This is a genomic window from Cupriavidus sp. 01L46 (assembly GCF_056399905.1).
In genome coordinates, this window is record NZ_JBFTSF010000005.1 from 41,342 (window position 1) to 68,192 (window position 26,851).

At 66.5% G+C, this 26,851-nt stretch carries 25 protein-coding genes; 19 read left to right on the top strand and 6 right to left on the bottom strand.

The features are described 5' to 3' along the window. Positions 1-6: 6 nt before the first annotated feature. The 4 genes from fabG to mpl are packed head-to-tail and all read right to left on the bottom strand — an operon-like array spanning position 7 to position 3,473. Positions 7-747, bottom strand: coding sequence for a 3-oxoacyl-ACP reductase FabG (gene fabG, locus AC1DS3_RS02115; protein WP_441633828.1), 741 nt, complete (start codon positions 745-747; stop codon positions 7-9). Positions 748-775: 28 nt separating this feature from the next. Next, positions 776-1,417, bottom strand: a complete 642-nt coding sequence (locus AC1DS3_RS02120) for a chorismate--pyruvate lyase family protein (RefSeq protein WP_441633830.1) — start codon at positions 1,415-1,417, stop codon at positions 776-778. A 7-nt stretch (positions 1,418-1,424) separates the two neighbouring features. Continuing rightward, complete coding sequence (locus AC1DS3_RS02125; protein WP_441633832.1) at positions 1,425-2,063, bottom strand: YqiA/YcfP family alpha/beta fold hydrolase; 639 nt, start codon at positions 2,061-2,063, stop codon at positions 1,425-1,427. Between the two features lie 12 nt (positions 2,064-2,075). Continuing rightward, complete coding sequence (mpl, locus tag AC1DS3_RS02130; protein WP_477126605.1) at positions 2,076-3,473, bottom strand: UDP-N-acetylmuramate:L-alanyl-gamma-D-glutamyl-meso-diaminopimelate ligase; 1,398 nt, start codon at positions 3,471-3,473, stop codon at positions 2,076-2,078. A gap of 229 nt (positions 3,474-3,702) precedes the next feature. On the opposite strand from mpl, the gene AC1DS3_RS02135 reads away from it, so the two are divergent. From AC1DS3_RS02135 to AC1DS3_RS02180, 10 genes are all read left to right on the top strand, one after another. Further along, positions 3,703-4,416, top strand: coding sequence for a UDP-N-acetylmuramate--alanine ligase (locus AC1DS3_RS02135; RefSeq protein ID WP_477126606.1), 714 nt, complete (start codon positions 3,703-3,705; stop codon positions 4,414-4,416). A gap of 113 nt (positions 4,417-4,529) precedes the next feature. Continuing rightward, positions 4,530-5,078, top strand: a complete 549-nt coding sequence (locus tag AC1DS3_RS02140) for a TlpA family protein disulfide reductase (RefSeq protein ID WP_441634026.1) — start codon at positions 4,530-4,532, stop codon at positions 5,076-5,078. A 206-nt stretch (positions 5,079-5,284) separates the two neighbouring features. Beyond that, a complete protein-coding gene (gene aroQ / locus AC1DS3_RS02145) occupies positions 5,285-5,779 on the top strand; it encodes a type II 3-dehydroquinate dehydratase (RefSeq protein WP_441633838.1) in 495 nt (164 codons plus the stop codon). 159 nt (positions 5,780-5,938) lie between these two features. Next, positions 5,939-6,397, top strand: coding sequence for an acetyl-CoA carboxylase biotin carboxyl carrier protein (gene accB, locus AC1DS3_RS02150; protein WP_477126607.1), 459 nt, complete (start codon positions 5,939-5,941; stop codon positions 6,395-6,397). Between the two features lie 183 nt (positions 6,398-6,580). After that, positions 6,581-7,948, top strand: coding sequence for an acetyl-CoA carboxylase biotin carboxylase subunit (gene accC / locus AC1DS3_RS02155; protein WP_477126608.1), 1,368 nt, complete (start codon positions 6,581-6,583; stop codon positions 7,946-7,948). A gap of 43 nt (positions 7,949-7,991) precedes the next feature. Beyond that, positions 7,992-8,906: a 50S ribosomal protein L11 methyltransferase gene (gene prmA / locus AC1DS3_RS02160; protein ID WP_441633843.1), complete on the top strand. Its 915-nt coding sequence runs from the start codon at positions 7,992-7,994 to the stop codon at positions 8,904-8,906. 9 nt (positions 8,907-8,915) lie between these two features. Beyond that, positions 8,916-10,472 (top strand): DUF3426 domain-containing protein, encoded by a 1,557-nt coding sequence (locus tag AC1DS3_RS02165; protein ID WP_477126609.1) that lies wholly within the window; start codon positions 8,916-8,918, stop codon positions 10,470-10,472. 71 nt (positions 10,473-10,543) lie between these two features. Beyond that, positions 10,544-11,044 (top strand): thiol peroxidase, encoded by a 501-nt coding sequence (tpx, locus tag AC1DS3_RS02170; RefSeq protein WP_043349617.1) that lies wholly within the window; start codon positions 10,544-10,546, stop codon positions 11,042-11,044. Positions 11,045-11,159: 115 nt separating this feature from the next. Continuing rightward, positions 11,160-12,107, top strand: coding sequence for a carbohydrate kinase family protein (locus AC1DS3_RS02175; protein WP_477126610.1), 948 nt, complete (start codon positions 11,160-11,162; stop codon positions 12,105-12,107). Between the two features lie 22 nt (positions 12,108-12,129). After that, positions 12,130-12,597, top strand: coding sequence for an outer membrane lipoprotein (locus AC1DS3_RS02180; RefSeq protein ID WP_441633849.1), 468 nt, complete (start codon positions 12,130-12,132; stop codon positions 12,595-12,597). Positions 12,598-13,006: 409 nt separating this feature from the next. Here AC1DS3_RS02180 and AC1DS3_RS02185 read toward each other — a convergent pair whose 3' ends face one another. Next, entirely contained in the window at positions 13,007-13,606 is a 600-nt protein-coding gene (locus tag AC1DS3_RS02185; protein ID WP_183032596.1) for a histone H1-like DNA-binding protein, read from the bottom strand. Between the two features lie 1,745 nt (positions 13,607-15,351). Between AC1DS3_RS02185 and AC1DS3_RS02190 the strand changes: the two genes are divergently transcribed. The 7 genes from AC1DS3_RS02190 (at position 15,352) to AC1DS3_RS02220 (ending at position 24,228) form a co-directional block, all read left to right on the top strand. Continuing rightward, positions 15,352-15,834, top strand: a complete 483-nt coding sequence (locus AC1DS3_RS02190) for a DUF2147 domain-containing protein (RefSeq protein WP_441633851.1) — start codon at positions 15,352-15,354, stop codon at positions 15,832-15,834. Positions 15,835-16,179: 345 nt separating this feature from the next. Continuing rightward, a complete protein-coding gene (locus AC1DS3_RS02195) occupies positions 16,180-17,514 on the top strand; it encodes an MFS transporter (RefSeq protein WP_441633853.1) in 1,335 nt (444 codons plus the stop codon). Positions 17,515-17,528: 14 nt separating this feature from the next. Next, positions 17,529-18,761: a metal-dependent hydrolase family protein gene (locus AC1DS3_RS02200; protein WP_441633855.1), complete on the top strand. Its 1,233-nt coding sequence runs from the start codon at positions 17,529-17,531 to the stop codon at positions 18,759-18,761. Positions 18,762-18,859: 98 nt separating this feature from the next. Further along, positions 18,860-19,762 carry a LysR substrate-binding domain-containing protein gene (locus tag AC1DS3_RS02205; RefSeq protein ID WP_441633857.1) on the top strand — a complete coding sequence of 301 codons (903 nt, stop codon included), beginning with the start codon at positions 18,860-18,862 and terminating at the stop codon, positions 19,760-19,762. Between the two features lie 115 nt (positions 19,763-19,877). Next, entirely contained in the window at positions 19,878-20,861 is a 984-nt protein-coding gene (locus AC1DS3_RS02210) for a Bug family tripartite tricarboxylate transporter substrate binding protein (RefSeq protein ID WP_441633859.1), read from the top strand. A gap of 352 nt (positions 20,862-21,213) precedes the next feature. Further along, a complete protein-coding gene (locus AC1DS3_RS02215) occupies positions 21,214-23,451 on the top strand; it encodes a TonB-dependent receptor (RefSeq protein ID WP_441633861.1) in 2,238 nt (745 codons plus the stop codon). Positions 23,452-23,541: 90 nt separating this feature from the next. Further along, positions 23,542-24,228: a Fe2+-dependent dioxygenase gene (locus AC1DS3_RS02220; RefSeq protein ID WP_150986891.1), complete on the top strand. Its 687-nt coding sequence runs from the start codon at positions 23,542-23,544 to the stop codon at positions 24,226-24,228. Between the two features lie 36 nt (positions 24,229-24,264). Here the strand turns inward: AC1DS3_RS02220 and AC1DS3_RS02225 are convergent, their stop codons facing one another. Beyond that, positions 24,265-25,155: a LysR family transcriptional regulator gene (locus AC1DS3_RS02225; RefSeq protein ID WP_441633863.1), complete on the bottom strand. Its 891-nt coding sequence runs from the start codon at positions 25,153-25,155 to the stop codon at positions 24,265-24,267. Positions 25,156-25,323: 168 nt separating this feature from the next. On the opposite strand from AC1DS3_RS02225, the gene AC1DS3_RS02230 reads away from it, so the two are divergent. After that, complete coding sequence (locus tag AC1DS3_RS02230; RefSeq protein ID WP_441633865.1) at positions 25,324-25,716, top strand: tautomerase family protein; 393 nt, start codon at positions 25,324-25,326, stop codon at positions 25,714-25,716. A 145-nt stretch (positions 25,717-25,861) separates the two neighbouring features. Then, the coding region (locus AC1DS3_RS02235) for a GntP family permease (protein ID WP_477126611.1) at positions 25,862-26,851 on the top strand (990 nt) is incomplete at its 3' end.

Sequence of the window (26,851 nt, forward strand, 5' to 3'; positions counted from 1 at the left end):
GGGCTGTTACAGCGACATGCCGCCGCTGGCCTCGATCGCCACGCCATTGACGTAGCTGGCATCGTCGCTGGCGAGGAAGGTGTAGATGCTGGCGATTTCGGCCGGCTCCGCCAGACGGCGCAGCCAGCAAGACGATTTCATACCGTCCAGCACCTTCTCCGGCACGGTCTGCAGGATCTCGGTGGCGACGAAACCCGGGCACACCGCGTTGACGCGCACGCCCTTGGGGCCCAGCTCGCGCGCCCACGTCTTGGTGAAGCCGATCACACCGAACTTGCTCGCCGCATAGTTGGTCTGGCCGAAGTTGCCGTACAGGCCAACCACGCTGGAGGCATTGAGAATCACACCCTTGCCCTGCTCTGCCATGATGTCGGCCACGGCCTGGGCGCAGTTGAAGACGCCCTTGAGATTGACGTCGATCACCGCGTCGAACTGGGCTTCGGTCATCTTGGTCAGGCGTGCATCCTTGGTGATGCCAGCGTTATTGACAAGGATGTCGATGCGGCCGTGCCTGGCCAGCGTGGCCGCCACCATGGCGTCGACCTCGTCGCGGCGCGTCACGTCGACCTTGTGGGCGCTCACGGTGGCGCCTGAAGCGGCGAGCGTCCCGGCGGCGGCGCGCACGCGCTCCTCCTGCACGTCGCAAAGCACCAAGAGCGCACCTTCCGCGGCAAAGCGCTGCGCGGTGGCAAAACCGATCCCGGCGGCAGCGCCAGTGATGATGGCAACACGTCCCTGCAATTTCATGATGGTCGTCTCTTCTTCTTCGTCGCGATTATCGATCTGGGGAAAGTTCTTGTCCTGGATGGCTACCTGGCGGCTTCTGGCTGGAACCGCTCAGTTCCGGCGCGGGCCGCGCCAGCAGGTCGGGCAGGAATACCTCGGTCACCAGCATGACGCCGTCGCCACGCCGGAAGGCCGAGCGCCGCGCGGGCAACGCCGATGACGCAGCGAGTTCCCGCATGGCCGGCACGGCTAGTTCCAGCCGGCGCCGCAGCGGGTGATGCGCAAGCAGGCGCGCAAAGGCAAACGGCTCGCGCCGCACGCGGGGATCGACGAACAGCGCGCTGCCCAGCGGGCGCTCGCCCAGGCCGCGCAGGAACGGCCAGTCGCGCCGGGCATGGTCAGGCTTCACCACGGTATGGGCAAAGATGGCCGGCACCCCATCACAGATCAGCAGCACCTCGCGCGCCAGCGCGCGGCGACGGGCAGGCAGCCCCAGCGCCTGCCATTCATCGGCAAGGGCGAGTTCCATGCGCTGCGCCAGGCGGCGCACCCGAAAAGCGTCCGACGCCGCCACCAGCCGGGCAGTGAGCGAGCCATCACCGGTCACCCAGCGGCGCAGGTTAGCGCTGATGGCGGGATCTTCGGGTAGACGGGCGTGCCAACCACTGCGGCGCAGATGCGCCCCGTTCATGCCGCGTTCATGCCCGTGGCTCCGGGCCGATGGGGTCGATGGCGTCGCCCTGGCCGATCTGGCCATCGGGTCCATAGCCGCAGAAAGCGAGGACTTCGTCGACGTAGCCGGCAAATTCGCTGATGCCGTGGTCGCTGCCCTCGATGACGCGCGTGTGCGCGCCGGGGAAGGCCGCCAGCATCTCGCGGTAGTCCAGCACCTCGTCACCGGTCGCGGCCAGCAGGAAATAGCGCTCCGGCCGGGTGATGGGCTCGACCCGCAACGCCACAAGTTCATCCAGGTGGTGGCGTTCCACCCGCACCGAGCCACCGCCGTGCCAGAGCGGCTGGTCRCCCAGGTGGCGCTCCAGGTCGGTCCAGGGATGCACCGCCGGGTTAAGAAGCACTGCGCGGCAGCCGTGGCGCTCGGCCAGCCAGCGCGCATAGAAGCCGCCCAGCGAGGAGCCGATGATGGTAAGCGGCTGTGCGCCACCGGCCTGCGAGGCCGCGATGGCCGCTTCGGCCTGGGCGATAGCCTGGACCGGCGACACATTCAGCACCGGACAGGCGTAATAGCGTCCCACGCCCCATTCACGCATGCGCTCCTGGACCAGGCGCGCCTTGAAGGACTGTGGAGATGAGCGGAAACCGTGCAGGTATAGCAGCATGCCAGGCCCCGCTCAGGCGGAAACACCTGCGGCAAACGCGTCCAGCAGCTTCTGGTGGACGCCGYCGAAGCCGCCGTTGCTCATGACCAGCACATGGTCGCCCGGGCGCGCGGCGGCTCGCACCGCGYGGACCAGCTCGGGAAGGTCGCTGAACGCCGCCGCGCGCTCGCCCAGCGGCGCCAGCGATTCGGCCAGGTCCCAGCCCAGCGCATCCTTGCCGCTGGCCGCGCCATACCCGAACACCAGGTCAGCCGCCTCGAGGCTGGCCGGGAGCTGCGCCTTCATCACGCCCAGCTTCATGGTGTTGGAGCGCGGCTCCAGCACCGCCAGGATGCGCGCCGCGCCAACCCGCTTGCGCAGGCCGTCCAGCGTGGTCTGGATCGCCGTGGGATGGTGGGCAAAGTCGTCATAGACCGTGATGCCATTGACCACGCCACGCACTTCCATGCGGCGCTTCACATTAGCGAAGCGCGACAAGGAATCGATCGCCTGCGGCGCTGGCACGCCCACATGGCGGGCAGCCGCAATCGCAGCCAGCGCATTCATCCGGTTGTGCGTGCCTTGCAAGGCCCAGTTGAGCCGGCCTTGCAGCGCGTCGCCGAACCAGACATCGAAGCTGTCCTGGGTCACGCTATCGCTGGCGGCATCACCCTCGGCGGGCTCGCCCGCGCGCCAGTCGCCGATGCCGAATTGCTCGGTCTCGCTCCAGCAGCCCCGCTCCAGCACGCGCGCCAGGCTTTCCTCAAAGCCGTTGACGATCAGCCGGCCCTGCTCCGGCACGGTGCGCACCAAATGATGGAACTGGGTCTCGATGGCAGCAAGATCAGGGAAGATGTCGGCGTGGTCGTATTCCAGGTTGTTCAGGATGGCCGTGCGCGGACGGTAATGGACAAACTTGCTGCGCTTGTCGAAGAACGCCGTGTCGTACTCATCAGCCTCGATCACGAAGAAGTCAGAGTCGGTCACCCGCGCCGACACGCCAAAATTCTGCGGCACGCCGCCCACCAGGAAGCCCGGCTGGTAGCCGGCATCTTCCAGGATCCAGGCCAGCATGGAGGTGGTGGTGGTCTTGCCATGGGTGCCCGCCACCGCCAGCGTCCATTTGCCGCGCAGCACATGCTCCCCGAGCCACTGCGGGCCGGAGACGTAAGGCAGGTTGCGGTTGAGGATGGCCTCCATCAGCGGATTGCCGCGCGACACCACATTGCCGATGACGAACAGGTCCGGCTCCAGCGCCAGCTGGCCAGGATCGAAGCCCTCGATCAGCTCAATGCCCTGCGCCTCGAGCTGCGTGCTCATCGGCGGATAGACATTGGCATCGCATCCGGTGACGCGGTGGCCAGCCTGCTTGGCAAGCACGGCGAGGCCGCCCATGAATGTGCCGCAGATACCGAGGATGTGAATATGCATGGGATTTAGGATTGGGCGGGCCAGGGCGGCCGGGCCGGGTTGCTTCTGGATGGAGAGAATTGTACCTGAGGGGGTGACGGCGACGCCGTGCGGGAAAGGCCGGCGGCCGGGCACGGCAGATTTCCAGGCCGGCGCCTTCGCCCCAAGGAATCTCCCCGTCACCGGCCACTCTAAAAAGCAAAACCCGACCCTAGCGCGCAGGCCGCGATCCCTCCGGTATCATCCCCCCATGCCCCGCCGCCCCACCCTCGACCCCATCCGCCTGCGCGAGGAAATCGCCCAGGCCGCCGCCCGCATGATCGCGGAAGATGGCACCGACTACGCCACGGCCAAGCGCAAGGCCGCGCGGCAGCTGCTGGGCGACGTGCGCGTGGCGGGCGAGTGGCTCCCCGACAACGAGGCCGTGGAAGCGGAGGTCCGTCTCTATCAGGCACTGTTCCACTCGGAGAGCCAGCCTCGCGTGCTGGCGCTGCTGCGCCGGCTGGCCGTGCTTGCCATGCGCGACCTCGCCGCATTCCGCCCATACCTGGCCGGGGCCGTGCTCAATGGCACCGCCACCGAGCATTCCGACGTCTATCTGCAGTGCTTTTGCGATAGCCCCAAGGATCTCACCMTGCACCTGCTCAACGCTGGCGTGGACTTCGACACCAGCGAGACCCGGCACTTCGCCGGCCGCGGCGAGGTCGAGACCCTGAGTTTCCTCTGGAAGGGACAGTGGCCGGCCGTGCGCGATGCGCGCCTGCTGGCGGGAGAGATCCGCACGGAACTTGGCCAGCCCGTCGGCATCCATATAGCGCTGTATGATGCAGATGACGAACGCGGCGCAGTCCGGGCCGCGGCCAGCGGCCGGGTTGCCCGTGCCGATGTGGACGCCGTGCAGGCGCTGCTGGCGGCCGCCGACGTGGCAGCCCCCCAGATGCCCGACGCGCCCGCAGCGGCCTGAGCGCCACCTTTGACCGGGAGCGCGGGCGAGGCCGGCCACAGGCCCTGCACCCCGTCCCCATGGAGCCCTCCGGGTTCTTACCTCTTCCATCAGCCGCTATCTTTCTTGCTGCCATGACCTCTTCCACCAGCACTCCTGTCCGCCGCAGCCGCCTCTGGGCCTGGCTTGCCGTTGCCGTCGTGGCCGCCGCCGCGGGCGCGCTGGCCGGGCACTATGTGTTTTCGCCCAAGCCGGCATCCGACGAGGCCGTCGAGACGTTCCTGCGCACGCAACTGCCAGATCCGGACGGCGCCCAGATCAACTTCGCGCAACTTCGCGGAAAAACGGTGGTTGTGAACTTCTGGGCACCCTGGTGCGGTCCCTGCGTGGAAGAAATGCCCGACCTGAACGCATTGCACAAGGAATACACGGGACGAAAAGTGGAATTTGTCGGCATCGGCATCGATTCCGCTAACAATATCCAGCAGTTCATCAAGAAGATCCCCGTCTCCTACCCACTGGCCGTGGCCGGATTTGCCGGTACGGAGCTTTCGCGCAACTTTGGCAACGCGGCCGGCGGCCTGCCCTATACAGTGATCATTGCGCCCGATGGCACGGTCAGCTACCGCAAAATGGGCAGGGTTTCCCCTGACGAGCTGCGCGCCGCGCTGCCTCGCAGCTAGCCATAAGATTCTTGATTTGGGGCGATTTTCTCCTAACCTTGTTCGATCATCGCGCAATTTGATCGAAACACGATTTCGCGACCCCAAAGTGCGGAATCGGGCCTGAAAACTCGCCTGCTTCGAAGCTGCCTATGTCTACGCTGCTAGACAAATCACTCTAAGCTACGGTAATCTCCGCGCAATTTCGTTGAAATGGTCGAGCCGCCGTGATCGATACGCCTCCCGAACGCCGCTCCCCCCGCTACCGCAAGGTGCTGGTCCTGCACGGACCGAACCTGAATTTGCTGGGCACGCGGGAGCCGGAGACTTATGGGTACACGAAACTAGCCGATATCGACCTGGCCCTCGCGCAGCGAGCCCGCCAGACCGGCATCACCCTGGCTACGTTTCAGTCCAACCATGAGGGCGCGCTGGTGGATCGTATCCATGCCGCGCGCGGCGAGGGCGTGGATTTCATCATCATCAACCCGGCCGCCTATACGCATACCAGCGTAGCGCTGCGCGATGCGCTGGCCGGGGTGGCGATTCCGTTTGTGGAAGTCCACTTGTCGAACGTGCATCGGCGCGAGAGCTTCCGTCATCACTCTTATTTCTCCGATGTGGCGATCGGAGTGATCTGCGGACTTGGCTGGCAGGGGTATCTGCTGGCGCTGGACTATGCCCTCGGGCAGGAGCTGGAACAGGCGCTGCCCAAGGCCTGATCCGCCCATTGATTTCTTAAACCGTTACAGCGCCCCCCGGCGCCTGCCCCGCCGCCATGTTCGCGGCGGACCAAGGCAGCCCGCCGGAGGCGTCAGTTTTTCCCGGACGCAGCCACCAGAGCGGTGGCCGCCGGACAACCCGATTCAGGAGGATAGAAGATGGACCTGCGCAAGCTGAAGACGCTGATCKACCTGGTGGCCGAGTCCGGCATCTCCGAGCTGGAAGTCACCGAAGGCGAAGGCAAGGTGCGGATCGTCAAGGCGCCGCCGCAGGTCATCGCCGCGCCGATGGCCATGCAGCCGATGCAGGCACTGCCTCCGGCCGCCGCGCCGGTCGCGATGCCCGTCGCCGGTAGCGAGCCGGCCGCGCCGCAACTGCCGGTGGGCCATGTCGTGACCTCGCCGATGGTCGGTACCTTCTATCGCGCACCGTCGCCGGGCGCGGCGTCGTTCGTCAATGTGGGCGATACCGTCAAGGAAGGCCAGACGGTCTGCATCATCGAAGCGATGAAGCTGCTCAACGAGATCGAGTCGGACAAGGCTGGCGTGATCAAGGAAATCCTGGTCGAGAATGGCCAGGCGGTGGAATACGGCCAGCCGCTGTTCATCATCGGCTGAAACTGACCGGCATGCCGCGCCGCCCGCAGCCTGCGCCGGAATTCTCCGGCCAGCCACGGCGGCGACGGCCACCGGGCGTTCCTCGTCCCGGTGCCAGCACCCCCGCCCGCACTCCGGCTGCCCTCGCCGGAGACGCCACGATCCGCCGCGGTGGGACCGCCTTTCTCCTCGCAGAGAGTGACTATGTTTGAAAAAATTCTGATCGCGAATCGCGGTGAAATCGCCCTTCGCATCCAGCGCGCCTGCCGCGAGCTCGGCATCAAGACTGTGGTGGTGTATTCGGAAGCCGACAAGGAAGCCAAGTACGTCAAGCTGGCCGACGAAGCCGTCTGTATCGGCCCGGCACCCTCGCCGCTGTCGTACCTCAACATGCCGGCCATCATCTCGGCCGCCGAGGTGACCGATGCGCAAGCCATCCACCCGGGCTACGGCTTCTTGTCGGAAAACGCCGACTTCGCCGAACGCGTGGAAAAGTCCGGTTTCGTCTTCATCGGCCCGACCTCCGAGAGCATCCGCCTGATGGGCGACAAGGTCTCGGCCAAACAGGCCATGATCAAGTCGGGCGTGCCGTGCGTGCCGGGTTCCGAAGGCGCCCTGCCCGACGACCCCAAGGAAATCCTGGCCACGGCGCGTGCCGTGGGCTATCCGGTCATCATCAAGGCAGCGGGCGGCGGCGGTGGCCGCGGCATGCGCGTGGTGCACACCGAGGCCGCCCTGGTCAATGCGGTCAACATGACGCGCGAGGAAGCCGGCCGTGCCTTCGGCAACCCGGAGGTCTACATGGAGAAATTCCTGGAGAACCCCCGGCAMGTCGAGATCCAGATCCTGGCCGACCAGCATCGCCAGGCCATCTGGCTGGGCGAGCGCGACTGCTCGATGCAGCGCCGCCACCAGAAGGTCATCGAAGAAGCACCTGCGCCGCACATCCCGCGCCGCCTGATCGAGCGCATCGGCGACCGCTGCGCCGAGGCCTGCAAGAAGATCGGCTACCGTGGCGCCGGCACCTTCGAATTCCTGTATGAGAATAACGAGTTCTACTTCATCGAGATGAACACGCGCGTGCAGGTTGAGCACCCGGTCACCGAGATGATCACCGGCATCGACATCGTGCAGGAGCAGATCCGCATCGCCTTTGGCGAGAAGCTGCGCTGGCGCCAGAAGGACGTGCAGCTGCGCGGCCACTCGATCGAATGCCGCATCAACGCCGAGGACCCGTTCAAGTTCACGCCGTCGCCCGGGCGCATCACCGCGTGGCACATGCCCGGCGGTCCCGGCGTGCGGGTCGACTCGCACGCGTATGATGGCTACTTCGTGCCGCCCAACTACGATTCGATGATCGGCAAGATCATCACCTACGGCGCCACCCGCGAGCAGGCCATCGCCCGCATGCGGATCGCGCTGTCGGAAATGGTGGTGGACGGCATCCAGACCAACGTACCGCTGCACCGTGAGCTGATGCTCGATGCCAACTTCGTCGAAGGCGGCACCAGCATTCACTATCTCGAGCACCGCCTGGCCCAGAAGAACGTGGCCAAGGGCGGCAAGATCTGAAGCCCCGGCGCGGCCAGTCATAACTGATCGACAAGGATCGCCTGTGGCATTTCAGGAATGTGTGATCGAAATCGCACAAGATCAGGCCGAAGCCTGGTCTGACGCGCTGTTCGACCTCGGCGCGCTGTCGGTCTCGGTGGAAGACGCCGATGCCGATACGCCCGACGAGCAGCCGCTGTTCGGCGAGCCCGGCATGGAGCCGACCCGCCTGGCATGGAACCGCTCACGCGTGGTGGCGCTGTTTGACGACAGCGCCGACCCCGTGCTGGTGGTGGCCGCTGCCGCCAATGCGCTGGGCATCGACCCGGTGCCGGCTTACCAGCTGCGCCCCGTCGAAGACCAGGACTGGGTGCGCCTGACGCAATCCCAGTTCGCGCCGATCCGCATCGGCGAGCGCATCTGGGTGGTGCCGTCCTGGCACGACGCGCCGGACCCCGACGCGGTGGTGCTGGAGCTGGACCCGGGCCTAGCCTTCGGTACTGGCAGCCATCCCACCACGCGGCTGTGCATGCAGTGGCTGGAACAGAACATCAAGGCCGGCGAAACGGTGCTCGACTACGGCTGTGGCTCGGGCATCCTCGCCATCGTGGCGCGCAAGCTGGGCGCCGGCGACACGCTCGGCATCGATATCGACCCCAACGCGGTGGAAGCCTCGCGCTATAACGCCGAGCGCAATCGCGTGGAGGCCACCTTCGCGCTGCCGGAAACCGTCTCCGAGGCCAGCTACGACCTCGTCGTCGCCAATATCCTGTCCAACCCGCTGAAGCTGATGGCGGCCATGCTGAGCGCGCGGGTTCGCCCCGGCGGCCGGCTGGTGCTGTCGGGCGTGCTGGAGCGGCAGGCCGACGAAGTCGCCGCGGCCTACGCGCCCTGGCTGCCCATGTCAGTCTGGCGCAGCGAGGAAGGCTGGGTCTGCCTGCATGGCACCCGCGGTGAAGGCACCGGCACCCAGCGCTGAGCCCAGCCCATGGCCGCCAAGCTCGTCACGCGTTGCCCGGCCTGTCGCACTGCCTTTCGGCTGGTGGCGGACCAGCTGCGGCTGCGCCAGGGACTGGTCCGCTGCGGCCAGTGCGACACCGTCTTCGATGCACGCGAGCACCTGATCGAGTTGCCGGCGCCCGAGCCGGCAGCCGGCCCTGAGACCGTCGCGCAGGCGGGGGAAGGCATTGCCGCCCCTGCCCCCGCCGCGCCCCCGGCACAGGAGGCGCCCGCCGAGCACGCGCACGAAGAAACACACGAAGAAGCACACAAGGCTGCCCGCGCACCGCGCGCCCCGCGCAAGCGGGCGCATGCCGTGGCGCACCCGGACGCGCAAGCGCACCCGGCCGAAGCCACCGCCGTGCCACACGAAGCAGCGCACGTCGACACGCCCCCCCAGCACGACCCCGACGACAGCCGCCCCGCCGCCGCGCCCTTCGACCCCGGCTACGACCCTGGCTACGACGTGCCGGCGCTCGATGCGCCCACCGTCATGCTGTACCAAACGCAGGCGGAAGCGGACGAGGCCGTGCAGGCCGGCAACCATCGGATGGAGCCGGAAGCCGGCAACGCTGACGAGGACAAGGACGAGGACGAGCCTTCCGCGGTGTTCGTACCCGGCATCGTCGAGAGCGAGGAAGTCGGCCTTCCCGCCGAGGCCGAGRCAGAGCCAGAGGCATCGCGGGCAAGCGAAGCACGCGCGCCGGAAGCTGCACCCTGGCCGCGGCTCGACCCCAGCACGCTGAGCGACGACGATGCCACGCACACCGCGGACATCGCCGATACGGAAAGCGCAGCCAACATAGCGAAAGCGGCGAACGAAGCATCCGCCACCAGCCAAGCCACCACGAGTGCCGCCGCCAACACCGACGCCGACGCCGCGGCCATCCCGAGCGCAAGCGGCTACCTGCGCGCCGAAGCGCAGGACGACCTCCCCGAGATTCCCGAAGCGATCTCACGCGAACAGGCCGAGYGGCCGTGGATGCGCAGCGACACGCCTGCCACCCCGTCCTTCGCGCCCGACTTCCTGCGCCATGCGCGCGAGCGCGATCCTGGCCCGGCCAAGCGCAAGCGCATGCTGCAAAGGCTGGCGATCGGGTTCCTCGTGATTGCGGGCCTGGTGCAAGGCACCTACCTGGCGCGCAGCCAGTTGTCCGGCCGCTTCCCCGTATTGCGCCCCGCCCTCGAGGCGGCCTGCGCTGCGCTGGGTTGCGCGGTGGCACCGTGGCGCGACATCGACGCCTTGCGCATCGAGAGCTCGCTGCTGCAAAAGCAGGATGACGAATCCGACGCCTACCTGCTCGCCGTGACGCTGCGCAACCAGGGCCGCGCCACCGTGGCGCTGCCCGCCATCGAGCTGGTCATGACGGACCTCCAGGACCAGCTCCTGCTGCGCAAGGTGCTCCAACCCGCCGACTACCTTGAAGCCGAGCAGCAGGCCTTTGCCACACATGGCCTGCGGGCAGGCACGGAGCTGCCGGTTCGGGTACGATTCCGGTCGCAGCAAGCGGCGGCAAACTACCGCGTGCTGATCTTCTATCCCTGAATTCCATCTGGGCTCGCCGCCAATCCCGAGCGCCCCCGATTTGCGAGCCCACATTTCACACAGGAGCACATATGAGCAACGTCACCCTCGGCGGCAACGCCATCGAAGTCGGCGGCAAGTTTCCGCAAGCCGGCGACAAGGCCCCCGCATTCTCGCTGGTCGGCAAGGACCTGAAGGATGTCACGCTGGCTGACTTCGCCGGCAAGCGCAAGGTGCTCAATATCGTCCCCAGCCTGGACACCCCGGTGTGCCAGGCTTCGGCGCGCAAGTTCAACGAAGCCGCCAGCGGCCTGGCCAACACCGTTGTGCTGACCGTCTCGGCCGACCTGCCGTTCGCCATGGGCCGCTTCTGCACCGCTGAAGGCCTGGCCAACGTGGTGCCGCTGTCGCTGATGCGCGGCGCCGACTTCAAGGGCAACTACGGCGTGGACATCAAGACCGGCCCGCTGGCCGGCGTGACCGCGCGCGCCGTGGTGGTGCTCGATGAGAACGACACCGTGAAGTACAGCGAACTGGTCTCGGAAATCAAGAACGAGCCGAACTACGACGCCGCACTGGCCGCACTGAAGTAAGCGCGCCACCTGCCAGGCGCGGCCACCCGGCAAAACGGGTGGCCGTTTTTGCATTCAGGGGCACCTGCACGACCCGGTGGCCCCGTCAGCCCGCATTACGAGAATTGGAGAGAGCATGTCCAGCCTGATCTGTGGCTCCGTTGCCTACGACACCATCATGACGTTCGAGGGACATTTCCGCGAACATATCCTGCCCGACCAGATCCACATSCTGAACGTGTCCTTCCTGGTCCCGTCCATGCGCCGCGAGTTCGGCGGCTGCGCCGGCAATATCGCCTACACGCTGAAGCTGCTTGGCGGCAACCCGGTGATCATGGCTACCGTCGGCGTCGACGCCGAGCCCTACCTGCAACACCTGCGCGCGCTCGATATCGGCACCGAGCACATCCGCACCCTGCCTGACACCTTCACGGCGCAAGCGATGATCACGACCGACCTGGAGAACAACCAGATCACGGCATTCCACCCCGGCGCGATGAACCAGTCGCAGCTCTCGCAGGTGCAGGACGCGCTCGGCGGCAGCAACGCGCCCGGCCTGGGCATCGTCGCCCCCGACAGCCGCGAAGGCATGCTGCACCACGCGCGCCAGTTCGCCGACGCCGGCGTTCCGTTCATCTTCGACCTGGGCCAGGCCATGCCGCTGTTCAACGGCGACGATCTGCGCCAGTTCGTTGAACTCGCCAGCTACGTGACGGTCAATGACTACGAAGCCCAGGTTCTGCTGTCGCGTACCGGCTGGACCAGCGATGAAGTCGCCGCGCAGGTCAAGGCGTTCATCGTGACCCACGGCGAAAAGGGCGCCACCGTCTTTGCCGACAACCAGAAGTACAATATCGCCTCCGTGAAAGCGGATCGCGTGGTCGATCCGACGGGCTGCGGCGATGCCTTCCGCGGCGGCCTGCTTTACGGCATCGAACAGGGCTTCGACTGGGAAACAACGGGCCGGCTTGCCAGCCTGATGGGCTCCATCAAGATCGCGCACCAGGGTCCGCAGAACCACAAGCCGTCGCGCGACGAAATCGGTGAGCGCTTCCAGTCCGCTTTTGGCTACCGCTACGAGTAACACCTTTTCCGGGATTGATCCTATGCACACCCTGATTCGCACCAGCGCCATCGCGCTCGCCGCCGCAGCCACCCTGGTGGCTGGCTGCGCTGCGCAGTCGAATTCCGCCAGCATCTATAAGCCGGGCCAGGCGCAGCGCGAGCAGACCTTGCGCTACGGCGTGGTCGAGACGGTTCGCGAGGTGCTGATCCAGGGCGACCAGACCGGCGCCGGCACGATCGCCGGTGGCGCCATCGGCGGCATCGCCGCGGGCAGCACCATCGGCAACGGCGGCGGCTCGGTGGCAGCCGGCGTGCTGGGCGCCGTGCTCGGCGGCATCGCCGGCAGCATGGCCGAGAACAAGATCAGCCAGCGCCGTGGCCTGGAAATCACCGTGCGCCTGGACAACGGCGATATGCGCGCCATCGTCCAGGACGCCGACGAAGCCTTCCGTCCGGGCGAGCGCGTGCGCTTGCTGTCGTCGGGCGGCACGACCCGCGTCACGCACTAAGAGGGTACGCGGGACGGCATGGGGTGGCCCTGGGCGGCCCCGGGTGGCCGCGCAGCGGGGGTGGCAGCCTAGGTTGCCACCCCCGCTGCCCGATAGCTCCTGGCACGTTCTGGAGCGGTCTCAGGGACCGCGCCGCACACGCCGCAATACGACCCTGGCAAAGCGCTGCCTCCTTCACCGGAGCAGCGCTTTTTCTTTGCGGCGTTCCCGGGCCGGGCTGCCATGTCCTCTGTCCCGCGTTCCGTGCTTCGCTTGCCGTCTTTCGAGCGCCCATGAAAAAACCCGCCGGGCTTGCACCATCGACGGGTTGGCAAGACTAGCGTCCTGCGGACCGGATACGCGGTATCCGGTCAGTGCGGCACGCCCTGCGTGCCTTGGCAATTCCCAGCGGTAGCCGTTGCCGGCACGCTTACGGACGGGTGCCCGTGGGGAAAGGCCATGCCGCAGCCGGGTTCAGCGCGGTCTTGGCAGCTGCAGCGGGTGCAACAGCAGGTGCAGCGGCAGGCTTGGCAGGCGCGGCCTTCTTGGCAGCAGCCTTCTTGGCCGGTGCCTTCTTGGCAGCAGGCGCCTTCTTAGCCGGAGCAGCCTTCTTGGCAGCAGCAGCCTTCTTGGCGGGCGCGGCCTTCTTGGCAGCCGGTGCAGCCTTCTTGGCCGGTGCGGCCTTCTTGGCGGCGACCTTCTTGGCCGGTGCGGCCTTCTTCGCTACGACCTTCTTGGCGGCAGCTTTCTTGGCCGGTGCGGCCTTCTTGGCTACAACCTTCTTGGCGGCGGCCTTCTTTGCCGGTGCGGCTGCCTTCTTGGCCGGCGCTGCCTTCTTCGCTACGACCTTCTTGGCGGCGACCTTCTTCACTGCGGCCTTCTTGGCCGGTGCAGCTTTCTTGGCCGGTGCTGCCTTCTTGGCGGCGACCTTCTTCACAGCGGCTTTCTTGGCCGGGGCGGCTGCCTTCTTGGCGGCCGGCTTGGCGGCGACCTTCTTAGCCGCCGGTTTCTTCTTTGCAGTCGTTGCCATGGATAACTCCTTCACTAGAGAGTGAATATCGAATGACCTAAGTTGGCGACCCGACCGACCCGAGGCGCGATACTGCGGTGCGACCCCAATCGAGCGAGCGATTCATCGGCGCACGGCGCGCGTTGTGGCCGCACGCTAATGAATTCGGTGGCAGGGGCACCGCGGCGCGCGGTGCGAATGTGGCCAAGCGGAGCCCGCAGCCGGGCTTCTGACGCTTGCCGCGCCCTGGAATTTTCGATCTGCCCGCGCCATCCGCCGGATCGGCGCGCGACATGAAAAGAGAGATATCGGCCGGCATTTCCGTGATGCGGGCTAGGCCACGCACACCACGTACGGCATTTTTTCGGGGGTAGTTCGCCCATCCCGTTACTGGGCCAAAGGAGACTGCACGCGTTTTAGAAAACCAGTACGGCTTGGTCTGCGTCAAAGTTCTAGTGCTCCTGAGCTACCTGTTTCATTGCATCGAAGTGGGCGGCGCTCATCGTTGCGCATCACGTCCAACCTCATCGTTGCATCTTGCTGTCTTGCCTGCCACGCAGGCCATGCAATGAAGTGAGACTCTTGTCAAGGCGAATCATAATTCGTTTGTTGGGCGATGTTAAGAAAAAAGTGCAAAAAAACTTGCGTGCGAGCATGACAACTTCATCGTCTTCGTCGTTGCGCTGCGCTGACCTCGTCTTTGCTTGCGCGCGCTGCGCTCTCATCGCGTCTCTCGCACCCTCGCGACGCTGCTCGCGACCATGCTCGATGCTGCTTCGACACAGCGTCGCGCGAGCGTGAAGACGTCGCTGGCGTGCTCCGGATTTTCAGCGCGCGCATCGCTCTCGGCGCCTCTTCCATGCCCTTCGGCGATGCCAATTCCCGATCATTGTGTAACGCCGGAAACCCGCATGCACAAAGGCTTTTGGGGAAGCAGAAAAGATCCGCGCGACAACCGTCGGCACGCGTTACGCGAGTGCTGGGACGCGTGTTGCCCGGATGCAAGCGAGCGCTGCGATGACATCGGCAGCGCTATCGTGAAGACGCGCATCCGCAACGCGGCACGCGGCGCGGACCGTGCGCGTCGCCTCGACTCGGCACATACGCTCACGCGCAGCGCGCGCAGTGATGCGCCGACGCAACGGTTTGAGAATCGTCACCGCGACACGCGCTCTCCAACGATGCTCGAACGATGTCGATCGGCCTCTCGCACTCGCATCTCGCGCTTGCATCTCGCAGGCGTCGTCGACGCGTGAGATGCCCTTCCGAGTCTCGCATCGCTGGTGCTGTCGCTGGTGATCTCGCCGGTGGTCTCACGGTGGTGTCGGCATGCGTGCGCCAGCGGATGACTTCGCGCGTCGGCCAGGACGGCAGATCGCGTGGCGAGGCATCGGCTCGCGCACCATCCGAATGGACGACTGCCAACGGCAGCAGGCGCGCGAGTGCGCGCAAGAAACGAGAGCGTGGATGGCCGCACGCGCCGGCGCCCCTGCGGCAGCAAGCGCGGCATGGCGCCCCCACCTGAAACGCACCGCTAGAGGATTGCTTCGAGTGCCGGGCAGCGGACAATTTGCTGCATGACAGAATCCGCCAGCTTCCAGACGCCAGGCCGGTCTGCGGCGGTTGCCGCGAAGGCTTTGGTGCGTACGCAAAGGCGGGCTGGCGATTGCAGCGCGAGCCCATCGCCAGTAGATTGGCGTACGCGCGCCGCAGGGCTGGCCCTGTCCTGGCATCATGGCGCGCACCAACTCGAAGAGGAGATCCCGATGCACTTTACTGCCCCCCGCACCGTCGCACGCGCCGCCGCCGTCGCGGCACGCACCGCCGTGCTCGCCGGCGCGCTGCTGGGTAGCGCCGCCGCGCTGGCCCAGGCCACCCCCGCCGGCTCATGGAAGACCATCGACGACGCCACCGGCAAGCCGCGCGGCCTGGTGGAGATCAGCGAACAGAACGGCGTCTACAGCGGCAAGCTGGTCAAGAGCTTCACCGAGAACGACGGCAAGACCAAGGTGTGCGACAAGTGCACCGACGCACGCCGCGACCAGCCCATCATGGGGATGACTATCATCACCGGCCTGCGCAAGACCGGCGACAACGAGTGGAGCGGCGGCGAGATCCTCGACCCCGAAAGCGGCAAGCTCTACAAAACCAAGATGTCGCTGGCGGATGACGGCAAGAAGCTCAACGTGCGCGGCTTCATCGGCATCAGCCTGCTGGGCCGCACCCAGACCTGGGAGCGCGAACGCTAGCCTGCCACGACCGGCGATGCCGGTGCCACCGACGGCACCGGCATCGCTGCCAGCTTGGCCGCGCGCATTGCCGCCGCGCCACCTCCGCCGCACCCATCCCCACCCGCCCCCGCCCGCCCCACCGATGCCGCCCGCGCTCCCTTGCGCGGCATGCGGCCCGTTGCCTGCCATGCGCTGCCCGCATGACGACATGCGCAGAATTCGTTTTCGGCCCGGCGGCGCTGCTCCTACCATCGGACTACCTGCCGTGCGCCGATTGATCCCCGACCGCACCGGGCGGCGCTGCCACGCCGACCCGGCATCGACGCGGTGCGCGCACCGGGCCCGCCAACCCAGGAGGMTGTCATGCACGCAAGCGCCCACCCAGAAGCGCCATCGAAGCCACCAGGCGTCAGCGGCGCGCAACGCCGCCGCGCCATCGTCGCCACCGTGATCGGCAACGGTCTCGAGTGGTTCGACTTCACCGTCTACAGCTTCTTTGCCGTCATCATCGCGAAGCTCTTCTTTCCCACCGGCAATGACCTGTCGTCGTTGCTGCTTGCGGTTGCCACGTTTGGCGTGGGATTCTTCATGCGGCCGGTCGGTGGCATCATCCTCGGGGTATACGCCGACCGCGTGGGCCGCAAGGCGGCGCTGTCGCTGACCATCCTGCTGATGGCGCTGGGCACCACCATGATCGGCCTGGCGCCCACCTATGATCAGATCGGCGTCTTCGCACCGCTGCTGATCGTGGTGGCACGGCTGCTGCAGGGCTTCTCCGCCGGCGGCGAGATGGGCGGCGCCACCGCCTTCCTGACCGAGTACGCACCGGTGGAGCGCCGCGCCTACTACTCCAGCTGGATCCAGGCGAGCATCGGCGTGGCTGTGCTGCTGGGCGCCGCGGCCGGTACCTTCGTCACCTCCGCGCTGAGCACCGAGGCGCTCAATAGCTGGGGCTGGCGCCTGCCATTCCTGCTCGGCATCGTGATCGGGCCAGTGGGCTACTACATCCGCCATCATCTCGACGAGACGCCGGCCTTCCGCGATGCCACCGACAAGTCGGACTCGCCGCTGACCGAAGTGCTGCGCGACTACCCGCGCCAGACCGCGGCCAGCTTCTCGATGGTGATCCTGTGGACGGTCTGCACCTACGTGCTGCTGTTCTACATGCCGACGTACTCGGTCAAAGTGCTCCATGTGCCGCAGTCGACTGGCTTCATCGCCGGCATGGTGGGTGGCGTGGCGATCATGGTGTGTTCGCCGCTGGTCGGGCTGCTGGCCGATCGCATCGGGCGCCGCGTGCTGCTATCGAGTTCGGCGCTGCTGATCCTGCTGCTGGCTTACCCGATGTTCGCCTACATCAACCAGGCCCCGGGGCTGGCTTCGCTGGTGGTCTTCCAGCTGGTGTTCGGTGTCCTGATCGCCACCTACACCGGCCCGATCCTGGCGGCGTTCTCCGAGCTCTTCCCGGCCAAGGTGCTGTCGACCGGATTGTCGGTCGCCTACAATCTGGCGGTCACCATCTTCGGCGGCTTCGCGTCGTTCATCATCACCTGGCTGATCGCCAGCACGGGCAGCACCATGGCGCCTGCGTTCTACGTGATGTTCGCCGCCGCCATCAGCCTGGCCGGCACGCGCCTGGTGCGCGAGCCAGCCTACCTGCGCCCGGCGCAGGCTATCCGAGCCGCTCAACCCGTCTAATCACCGTCCCGCGCATGAAACAGATCCTACTCAAAGGCGGCAACGTCCTCGACCCTGCCCACGGCAGCCTCCTGCAGCGCCACGATGTGCTGATCGAGGGCGAGCGCATCGCCGGCGTTTCGGCCACGCCAATCCACGCGCCCGCCGCGCACGTGATCGACCTCGCCGGCAAGACTGTGATGCCCGGGCTGATCGACTGCCACGTGCACGTGCTGGCGTCTCTGGCCAACCTCGGCCTGAATGCGGTGCAGCCTAATGTACTGGTGGCGTTGCGCGCCGTGCCGATCATGAAAGCCATGCTCGAGCGCGGCTTCACCACCGTGCGCGATGCGGGCGGCGCCGACTGGGGCCTGTCGCAGGCCATCGAGACCGGCCTGGTGCCCGGCCCGCGCATCTTCCCGTCCGGCAAGGCGCTGTCGCAAACCGGCGGGCACGGCGACTTCCGGCCGCGCGCCGACGTGCTGGAGCCATGCTCGTGCGCCTTCCGTGCGGGCGCCATCGCCCGTGTGGCCGATGGCGTGGATGCGGTGCGCCTGGCGGTGCGCGAAGAGATCCAGAAGGGCGCCACGCAGATCAAGATCATGGCATCCGGCGGCGTGGCGTCGCCCACCGACCCGATCGGCAACACGCAATACAGTGAAGACGAGATCCGCGCCATCGTGGCCGAGGCAGAAGCGGCCCAGACGTATGTGATGGCGCACGCCTATACCGGCCGTGCCATCGCGCGCGCGGTGCGCTGTGGCGTGCGCACCATCGAGCACGGCAACCTGGTCGACCGCGCGGCCGCGCGCGTGATGCGCGAGCATGGCGCGTTCGTGGTGCCTACCCTGGTCACCTACGAAGCGCTCGCGCGCGACGGCGCGCGCCTGGGCTTGCCGTCGGAATCGGTGGCCAAGATCGAAACCGTGCGCCAGGCCGGCCGCGACTCCCTCGCCATCTATGCGGAGGCCGGCGTGCCGATGGGCTTTGGCTCCGACCTGCTGGGCGAGATGCACCAGGACCAGTCGGATGAATTCCGCATCCGCGCGGAGCTGCTCGGCAACCTGGAGGCGATCCGCAGCGCCACCTCGATCGCCGCCGCGATCCTGCAGCGCGAAGGCGAGCTCGGCACCGTGCGTGCCGGCGCGCTGGCCGACCTGATCGCGGTCGATGGCAACCCGCTAGCGGACATCAGTGTGCTGTGCGGCCAGGGCGAACACCTGGCGTTGGTGATGCAGGCAGGACGGCTGCATCGCCAGCCCGCCTGAGCGAAGCCAGCGGCAGGGCCAAAGCCCCGCGCTACAGCGACCAGCCTCTCGCCATCACCGCGGACTATCATGGCGGCTATACCGTTCCACTCGCCGCCATGCGTATCTCCCCCCTTCCGCCCCTGCCTTGCCTGGTCGCCTTCGAGTCGGCCATGCGGCATGGCAGCTTCACCCGCGCCGCCAGCGAACTTCACCTGACGCAAAGCGCCATCAGCCGCCAGGTGGCGCAGCTCGAACACTTCCTTGGCAAGAAGCTCTTCATCCGCGAGCCGCGCGCACTGCGCCTGACCGTGAGCGGCCAGGCTTATGCCGAAGAGGTGCAGCGCCTGCTGTCGGCCTGCGCCGAAGCCACCGAAGATGTGATGAAGCGCAAGGGCCATGCCGAGCTGACGGTGGCCTGCTCCAGCGGCGTCGCGGTGCTCTGGCTCACGCCCAGGCTGGCAGCCTTTCGCACCGCGCACCCCGACATCCACCTGCGCCTGCTGGTCAACGACAGCCTGGCCTCGCTCTCGCCCGCCGAGTTCGACGTGGGCATGTATTACCTGCGCGAGGGGCCGCCGGCGGGACTGGCATCGCGCCGGCTTTACGACGAAGACGTGTTTCCCGTCTGCGCGCCGCGCTACCTGGCCGGCCGCCGGCTGGCGCCGGCAGACCTCCCTGGCGAGACCTTGCTGATGCTGGAAGACGGGCAGCGCCAATGGATGTCGTGGCAGACCTGGCTGACGCACAACGGGCTGGCGGAAGCGCGGCCACCGCACAAGCTGGTGGCCAACCAGTATCCGATCCTGCTGCAGCTCGCCATCGAAGGCCAGGGTATCGCCCTGGGGTGGCGCCACATGATCGACCGCTGCCTGCAGGAAGGGCTGCTGGTGCGCGCCTGCGAGGCGAGCGCGAGCCTGGGCGGTGGCTACTACGCAGTGTGGCCGCAAGACCGCGCGGAGGCCGCGGCAGCGCGGACGTTCCGCAACTGGCTGACGCAGCAGAGCGCGGAAAGCCAGTAACGGGGGGCGCATGCGGATTCAGCGAATTGACAGGTTCGCTGGTTATGATCCGTCGCAGCACCTGAGGACCTAGCACCTAACACCCGTGCACCCAAAACAGCCAATGGAGACAACCATGCGTATTCCCGCCACCAGCCGCGCGCTGGCACTCGCCGTTCCCGCCCTGTTCGCCGCCGCCGGCTTCGCCATGCCCGCGCAGGCCGCCGATACCTGGCCGACCCACGTAATCAAGTTCGTCGTGCCGTTTACCGCCGGYGGCGCCAACGACCTGGTGGCGCGCGCCGCCGCCGATGCGGTTGGCAAGCGCCTGGGCCAGACCGTGATGATCGAGAACCGTCCGGGTGCCGGCGGCGTGGTGGGTGCTGACTACGTGGCCAAGGCCAAGCCGGATGGCTACACCTTCCTGATCGGCGCCGTAGGCACGGTCACCAACAGCCTGATCCGCGCCAAGATGCCCTACGCGGCCGATGACCTGGTGCCGGTCTCCCTGGTCGCGGTGAGCCCGTCCGTGATCGTGGTCTCGCCGTCCCTGCCGGTAAACAACCTGAAGGAACTGGTCGAGTACTCCAAGAAGCAGCCTTCGGGCGCCAACTTCGCCACCGCCGGCAGTGGCAGCACGCCGCACTTTGTCGAAGAAATGCTCAAGGAGAAAGGCGCGGTGCTGACCGTGGTGCCTTATAAGAGCGGCTCGGAGAGCATCACCGCGGTGATCGGCAACCAGGTCACGGCTACCTCCGAGGCCAGCGTGGTGGTGCTGCCCAACATCAAGGCCGGCAAGCTCAAGGCGCTGGGCGCGACCTGGGACAAGCGCATGAGCGCGGCGCCGAACATCGCGACCACTGCCGAGCAAGGCATGCCGGACGTGCGCATCGGCCACTGGGCCGGCGTGTTCGCACCCAAGGGCACCGACCCCGCCATCCTCAAGAAGATGAACGCCGAAATGAGCGCCGCCATGCAGACGCAGGAAACGCGCGACCGGCTGATTCCCAACGGCATCGAACCCGCCGGCGGCACGCAGGAGAGCTTCATTGCCTTCATCAAGTCGGAGCGCGAGCGCCTTGGCCGTCTCGCAAAAAACGCCAACATGACGGCGGAATAAGAAATATTTTCAGCAGTCCTTACGACAAGGACGGTAAATGTCTGTATCGGGCCCGTTTCGTACGGGCCCGTTTCATTTTATAAATGTGTTTTATACGCATCTTTACATAGGTTATGTGCGCAATTGAATCCACGGACGCCAATTCATGTTTCTAGGTTAGAACATTAGACGCGGCAACATATTGTCTGTGATCAAAAGACAACGTGAATTGCAACGCAAATCATTCGCATTTATATTCCGGCTCGCCCAACCATCATTGCCTTCCGCCGTTGGCCGAACCGATCCAGGCGCGCACCTTCTCGCCGCTGCCGGCCGGCTCGTACCCGCGGCCGCACCGGAACCGAGAAACGACATGAATCGCCGCACGCCGATCGCGACTGCCCTGCTCGCGCTGTTCGCCACGCCCGTTGCCACCCTGGCCCAGACGGCCGCCACCGTCTCCGCGGCGCAGCCTACGACGACGTTGCATGAAGTGGTGGTGCAAGGCAGCAGCGCCAACGACGACTACAGCGCGGTGAAGAGCTCGATCAGCAAGCTGCCCGCGGAACTGCGCGACATTCCGCAATCCGTCACGGTGGTCAACAAGGCGCTGATCGACGCGCAGGGCGGCACCTCGCTGGCGGATGCGCTGCGCAATGTCCCGGGGATCACCATCGGTGGCGCCGAGGGTGGCCAGATCGGCAACAACATCAACCTCAACGGTTTCTCCGCGCGCACCGACATCTACCTGGATGGCTTCCGTGATCGCGGCCAGTACTATCGCGACGTCTTCGCGCTGGATTCGGTGGAAGTGCTGATGGGTCCCTCGTCGATGCTGTTCGGGCGTGGATCCACCGGGGGCGTGATCAACCAGGTCACCAAGAAACCGTCGCTGAAGGCCGCCACCGAAGTCACCGGCTCGGTCACCACCAACGGCCTGGTGCGCGCCACCGCGGACTACAACACGCCCACCGGCGAGACCTCGGCCTTTCGCATCGCGGCGATGGCCCAGGACGGCTCGGCTAGCACGCGCGACCAGACCAAGGTGAAGGACTTCGGCCTGGCGCCGTCGTGGCGCCTGGGCATCGGCACCCCCACCGAGATCACGCTGTCGGCGCTGCTGCAGCATAACGAGGACCAGCCCGACTACGGCCTGCCGGCCATCAACGGGCACCCGGTCAACGTCGACCGGAAGACGGCCTATGGCTTCAACGACGACCGCACCATCCAGGATGTGGCCTCGCTGGGCGCCACCGTTGATCACAAGTTCTCGCCCAACCTGCGCCTGCGCAACCAAACCCAGTTCAACTACGTCAACACCAACGCGCGCGAAACCGCGCCGAACGCCGTCGGCACGGTCAGCGCCAAGGGCTTCACCCCGCTGACCACTACCACGCTGCCACTCGATGCGCTGTTCGTGCGCCAGCAGAGCCATGACCGCCATATCCGCGACTACTCGATCTTCAACCAGACCGAGCTGACCGCCAAGTTCGACACCGGCCCGGTCAAGCACACCGTGCTGGTGGGTGCCGAGATCGGCCACGATGGCTATGACAACCAGAACTACTACCGCAACGGCAGCTGCAACGGCGTGGCGCTGAACCCCGCCGCCACCGCCAGCGCGGCCGCCGGCACCAGCGGCTACGCGGCATGCGAGCCGGTCGTCAACCCGACCTACAGCAACTCGCCGGCCACCGCGCCGAGCGTGGCCGGCAACCGGCAGGGCGCAGCGGCCAACACGCTGGCGGCCTACATCAACGACTCGGTGGAATTCAGCAAGCAATGGAAGCTGGTGGGCGGGCTGCGCTACGACAAGTACATTGCCAGCATCACCAATTCGATCAACTCGTCCAACACGCTGGGCAGCACCGTGCTGCCCAGCGCCAACCAGACCGTCAACTTCACCAGCGTGCGCGTGGGCGGCATCTGGCAGCCGACCGAGGCGCAGTCCTACTACCTGTCGTACGGCACGTCGTTCAACCCGTCGCTGGAGCAGCTGGTGGGCACCGTGGGCCAGCAGAACCTGGACCCGGAAAAGAACAAGTCCTATGAAGTGGGCGGCAAGTGGGATCTGCTGGGCGGCGACCTGTCGCTGAATTCGGCGCTGTTCCAGATCACCAAGGACAACGCCCGCAGCCAGATCGACGCCACCACGTACTCGCTGGCCGGCAAGATCCGCGTGCGCGGCTTGCGCGCCGGCGCGACCGGCCGCATCACCAGCAAGTGGCAGGTCTTTGCGGGCTACACCTATCTGGACGGCGAGATCGTCAACGGCATCGCCGCCGGCACCCAGGGCATGGTCCCGACCAATACGCCCAAGCACACCGCGACGGCATGGACCAGCTACCGCGTGCTGCAGGACTGGGAAGTGGGCGGCGGCGCCTTCTATATGTCGCAGCGCTACGCCAACAACACCAACACCGTGCAGGTCGGTGGCTACGTGCGCTGGGACGGCATGATTGCCTACCATCAGCCGAAGTACGACGTGCGCCTGAACCTGTTCAACGTGTTCGACAAGAAGTACTACGATGCGCTGATCCAGTCGGACGGCGGACGCTCGGTGCCCGGCACCGGCCGCACCGCGATGCTGTCCTTCATCTACCGCATGTAAGCTGAGGTAAAGTGGCGTGACGCCATGTCACGCCACGCGGCAGGGCCGGAAACCTCCCGCGCGCTGCCGCCGAACCCTGTCGAGATCGTCATGCTTGTCTGCATTCCCAAGGTCCTCAACGCGGAGCAGCTTGCCGTGCTGCGCCAGCATCTCGACCAGGCCGGCACGGCCTGGGTGGATGGCCGCGTATCGGCCGGCTACTCCGGCGCACCGGTCAAGTTCAACCAGCAGATCGACGAGCGCGCCGAAGTGGCACAGCAGTGCCAGCACCTGATCCTTGGCATGCTCGAGCGCAATCCGCTATTCATCAGCGCGGCGCTGCCCAACATCGTCTACCCGCCGATGTTCAACCGCTACAGCGAGGGCATGACCTTCGGCGCCCACGTGGACGGCGGCGTGCGCATTCATCCGCACAATGGCCGCAAGCTGCGCACCGACATCTCGGCCACGCTGTTCCTCAGCGACCCCGCCAGCTATGACGGCGGCGAGCTGCAGGTGGAAGACACCTATGGCACCCACAGCGTCAAGCTGGAAGCCGGCGACATGGTGATCTATCCCGCCACCAGCCTGCACCAGGTCACGCCGATCACGCGCGGCACGCGCGTGGCGAGCTTCTTCTGGATCCAGAGCCTGGTGCGCGACGACGCGCAGCGCGCGCTGCTGTTCGACCTCGACAACGCCATCCAGAAACTCAACCAGACCGGCGCCGACGATGGTGCGCGGCGCTCGCTGGTGGGTTGCTACCACAACCTGCTGCGGCAGTGGACTGAAACCTGAGCGCCGGCGGGCGGCAGCGCGCACCGGCGCCATGCGCTATGCAAACTGCTCCGCCAGCGCCGACCTGACCTGCCCGACCAGCTCCGCCTCCCCGGCCCGTGCCGGCAGCAGGAAAAACTCCGCCGTGGGCAAGGCCGGCAGCTTGAGCCTGACCAGCGTAGCCGCATCGATCCGCGCCACGCCCGGCCCGATCGCCGACTCGTTCAGGCACGAGATGCCAAGCCCGGCAGCCAACGCCAGATGCAGGCCAGCCACGCCCGAGGCGGAATGGGCAATCACGTGGTCCAGGCGCCGTCTGCGCAGCGTCAGCACCACGTACTGATGCAGCGAGCAGGTATCGGGCAGCAGCACCAGCGGCAGCGCGCCGCTCACGCGCTCCGCCTCGCCTTGCGCCGCGACCCAGGCCAGCGCCTCGCGGCGCAGCACGGTGCCGCGCGCGCCCTTGGCGCCAGCCTGCTGGCCTCCCCCCTTGCGCGGCAACCGCATCGACAAGCCGATATCGAAGTCATCGGAGTGCATTCCCGCATCGATGACGCTGCTTTTCGTCACCTGTACGTGCAGCCGCAGGTAGGGATAGCGCTCGCGCAGCGCGCGCAGCATGCCGGCGATCTCGCCCGGCCGGAAGTAGTCCGTCACCGCGAGCCGCAACTCGCCATCCAGCGTGTGGCCGCGCAGGTCTTGCAGCGCCAGTTCGGACAGCGCGAGGATGCGCCGCGCATGCTCGAGCAAGCGCGTGCCGGCGGGTGTCGGCGCCGCGCCCTGCTTGCCGCGCGTGAGCAGCGGCACGCCGGCGCGCTCCTCCAGCTTACGCAGTTGCTCGCTGACCGAGGACTGCGACAGGAACAGCCGAGGCGCCGCGGCGGACAGGCTGCCGGCGTCCGCCACGGTCACGAACGTGCGTAGCTGGTCGAGTTCAAGTGCGCGCATGGCGGGCTCCCGTCTTGTTTCGGCATGGGTTTATTTCGGCATTAACGATGGATAGTATCGCAAATTCCCGTTTTTCCGATGGAAGGCAAAGACCTAAACTGGCATCACTTACCCGCTGGGCCAAACCCGGCCAACCCAGTGAAACCGCAACAACAAAAGGAGTCCGTCATGCCCCACATCAACCTGCAGATCTCCGGCAAGCCCAACGCATCGCTGACCCGCCGCAGCGCCGCCGCCGTCGCCGAACTGACCCAGCGCGTGCTCGGCAAGAAGCCGGAGGTCACCGTCGTTGCCGTGCAGTACATCGACCACGACGCCTGGATCATTGGCGGCGAGCCGCTCTCGGAGCTTGGCCGCAACGCCTTTCACCTCGACATCAGCGTCACGGACGAAACCAACACCAAGGCTGAGAAAGCGCAGTACCTGAAGGCCGTGTTCGAGGCCCTCTCGGAGCTGATCGGCAACGTGCATCCGGTCTCATACATCCACGTAGTGGATGCGCGCGCCGCCACCTACGGCTACGGCGGCCTGTCGCAGGAATACCGCTACCACCACGGCTGAGCCCGGGCCACGGACGACGGCAAAAAAGCGCGCCTTTGAGACAGGACATTGTCGCAGCGCAGCAAGCTGTGGCAAAGTCGGCACCTGATCTGCCGCGCGCGGCGCCACGAGCGCCGCGCGCGCGGAAGAACCACAAGGAGAACCGATGTCCTTCCTGATAGTCCTGGCCGCCCTGGCCTTCCTGATGTTTGCGGCCTACCGTGGCTACAGCGTYATCCTGTTCGCCCCGGTGGCCGCGCTCGGCGCCGTTCTGCTGACCGAGCCTGCCGCGGTGGCGCCGGTCTTCTCCGGCATCTTCATGGAGAAGATGGTCGGCTTCGTCAAACTGTATTTCCCGGTSTTCCTGCTCGGCGCCGTGTTTGGCAAGGTGATCGAACTRTCGGGCTTCTCGGAGTCCATCGTGGCCGCCGCCATCCGCTATATCGGCCGCTCGCGCGCCAATGCGGTGATCGTCACGGTTTGCGCGCTGCTGACCTATGGCGGCGTCTCGCTGTTCGTGGTGGTGTTTGCCGTCTATCCGTTCGCGGCGGAGCTTTACCGGCAGAGCAATATCCCCAAGCGGCTGATGCCGGGCGCCATCGCACTGGGCGCGTTCTCGTTCACCATGGATTCGCTGCCGGGCACGCCGCAGATCCAGAACATCATCCCCACCACCTTCTTCAAGACCACGACCTGGGCGGCGCCGGTGCTGGGCCTGCTGGGCTCGCTGTTCATCATCGGGGTTGGCCTCTCCTACCTGGAGTGGCGCCGCCGCGCAGCCATGGCGCGTGGCGAGGGCTACGGCACGGCGTTGCGCAATGAGCCGGAGCGCAGCCAGACCKGCCACCTGCCGCATCCAGCACTGGCGCTGCTGCCGCTGGTGGTGGTGGGCGTGGCCAACTTCGTCTTCACGCGCATGATTCCGCAGTGGTACGGCAGCAGCTACAGCGTGTCGCTGCCCGGGCTGGCCAAGCCCGTGGAGACCCAGATCGCCACCGTGACCGCGATCTGGGCGGTGGAGGCGGCGCTGCTGCTGGGCATCGTGGTGGTGCTGGCGACGGCGTTCGGCGCGGTGCGCGAGCGCTTTGCCGAGGGCAGCAAGAGCGCCATCGGCGGCGCGCTGCTGGCCGCCATGAATACGGCCTCGGAGTATGGC

Coding starts and splice junctions, on each gene's coding strand:
- fabG (WP_441633828.1), bottom strand. CDS start 747: ATGAAATTGCAGGGACGTGTTGCCATCATCACTGGCGCTGCCGCCGGG.
- AC1DS3_RS02120 (WP_441633830.1), bottom strand. CDS start 1,417: ATGAACGGGGCGCATCTGCGCCGCAGTGGTTGGCACGCCCGTCTACCC.
- AC1DS3_RS02140 (WP_441634026.1), top strand. CDS start 4,530: ATGACCTCTTCCACCAGCACTCCTGTCCGCCGCAGCCGCCTCTGGGCC.
- tpx (WP_043349617.1), top strand. CDS start 10,544: ATGAGCAACGTCACCCTCGGCGGCAACGCCATCGAAGTCGGCGGCAAG.
- AC1DS3_RS02180 (WP_441633849.1), top strand. CDS start 12,130: ATGCACACCCTGATTCGCACCAGCGCCATCGCGCTCGCCGCCGCAGCC.
- AC1DS3_RS02185 (WP_183032596.1), bottom strand. CDS start 13,606: ATGGCAACGACTGCAAAGAAGAAACCGGCGGCTAAGAAGGTCGCCGCC.
- AC1DS3_RS02190 (WP_441633851.1), top strand. CDS start 15,352: ATGCACTTTACTGCCCCCCGCACCGTCGCACGCGCCGCCGCCGTCGCG.
- AC1DS3_RS02195 (WP_441633853.1), top strand. CDS start 16,180: ATGCACGCAAGCGCCCACCCAGAAGCGCCATCGAAGCCACCAGGCGTC.
- AC1DS3_RS02200 (WP_441633855.1), top strand. CDS start 17,529: ATGAAACAGATCCTACTCAAAGGCGGCAACGTCCTCGACCCTGCCCAC.
- AC1DS3_RS02205 (WP_441633857.1), top strand. CDS start 18,860: ATGCGTATCTCCCCCCTTCCGCCCCTGCCTTGCCTGGTCGCCTTCGAG.
- AC1DS3_RS02215 (WP_441633861.1), top strand. CDS start 21,214: ATGAATCGCCGCACGCCGATCGCGACTGCCCTGCTCGCGCTGTTCGCC.
- AC1DS3_RS02220 (WP_150986891.1), top strand. CDS start 23,542: ATGCTTGTCTGCATTCCCAAGGTCCTCAACGCGGAGCAGCTTGCCGTG.
- AC1DS3_RS02225 (WP_441633863.1), bottom strand. CDS start 25,155: ATGCGCGCACTTGAACTCGACCAGCTACGCACGTTCGTGACCGTGGCG.
- AC1DS3_RS02230 (WP_441633865.1), top strand. CDS start 25,324: ATGCCCCACATCAACCTGCAGATCTCCGGCAAGCCCAACGCATCGCTG.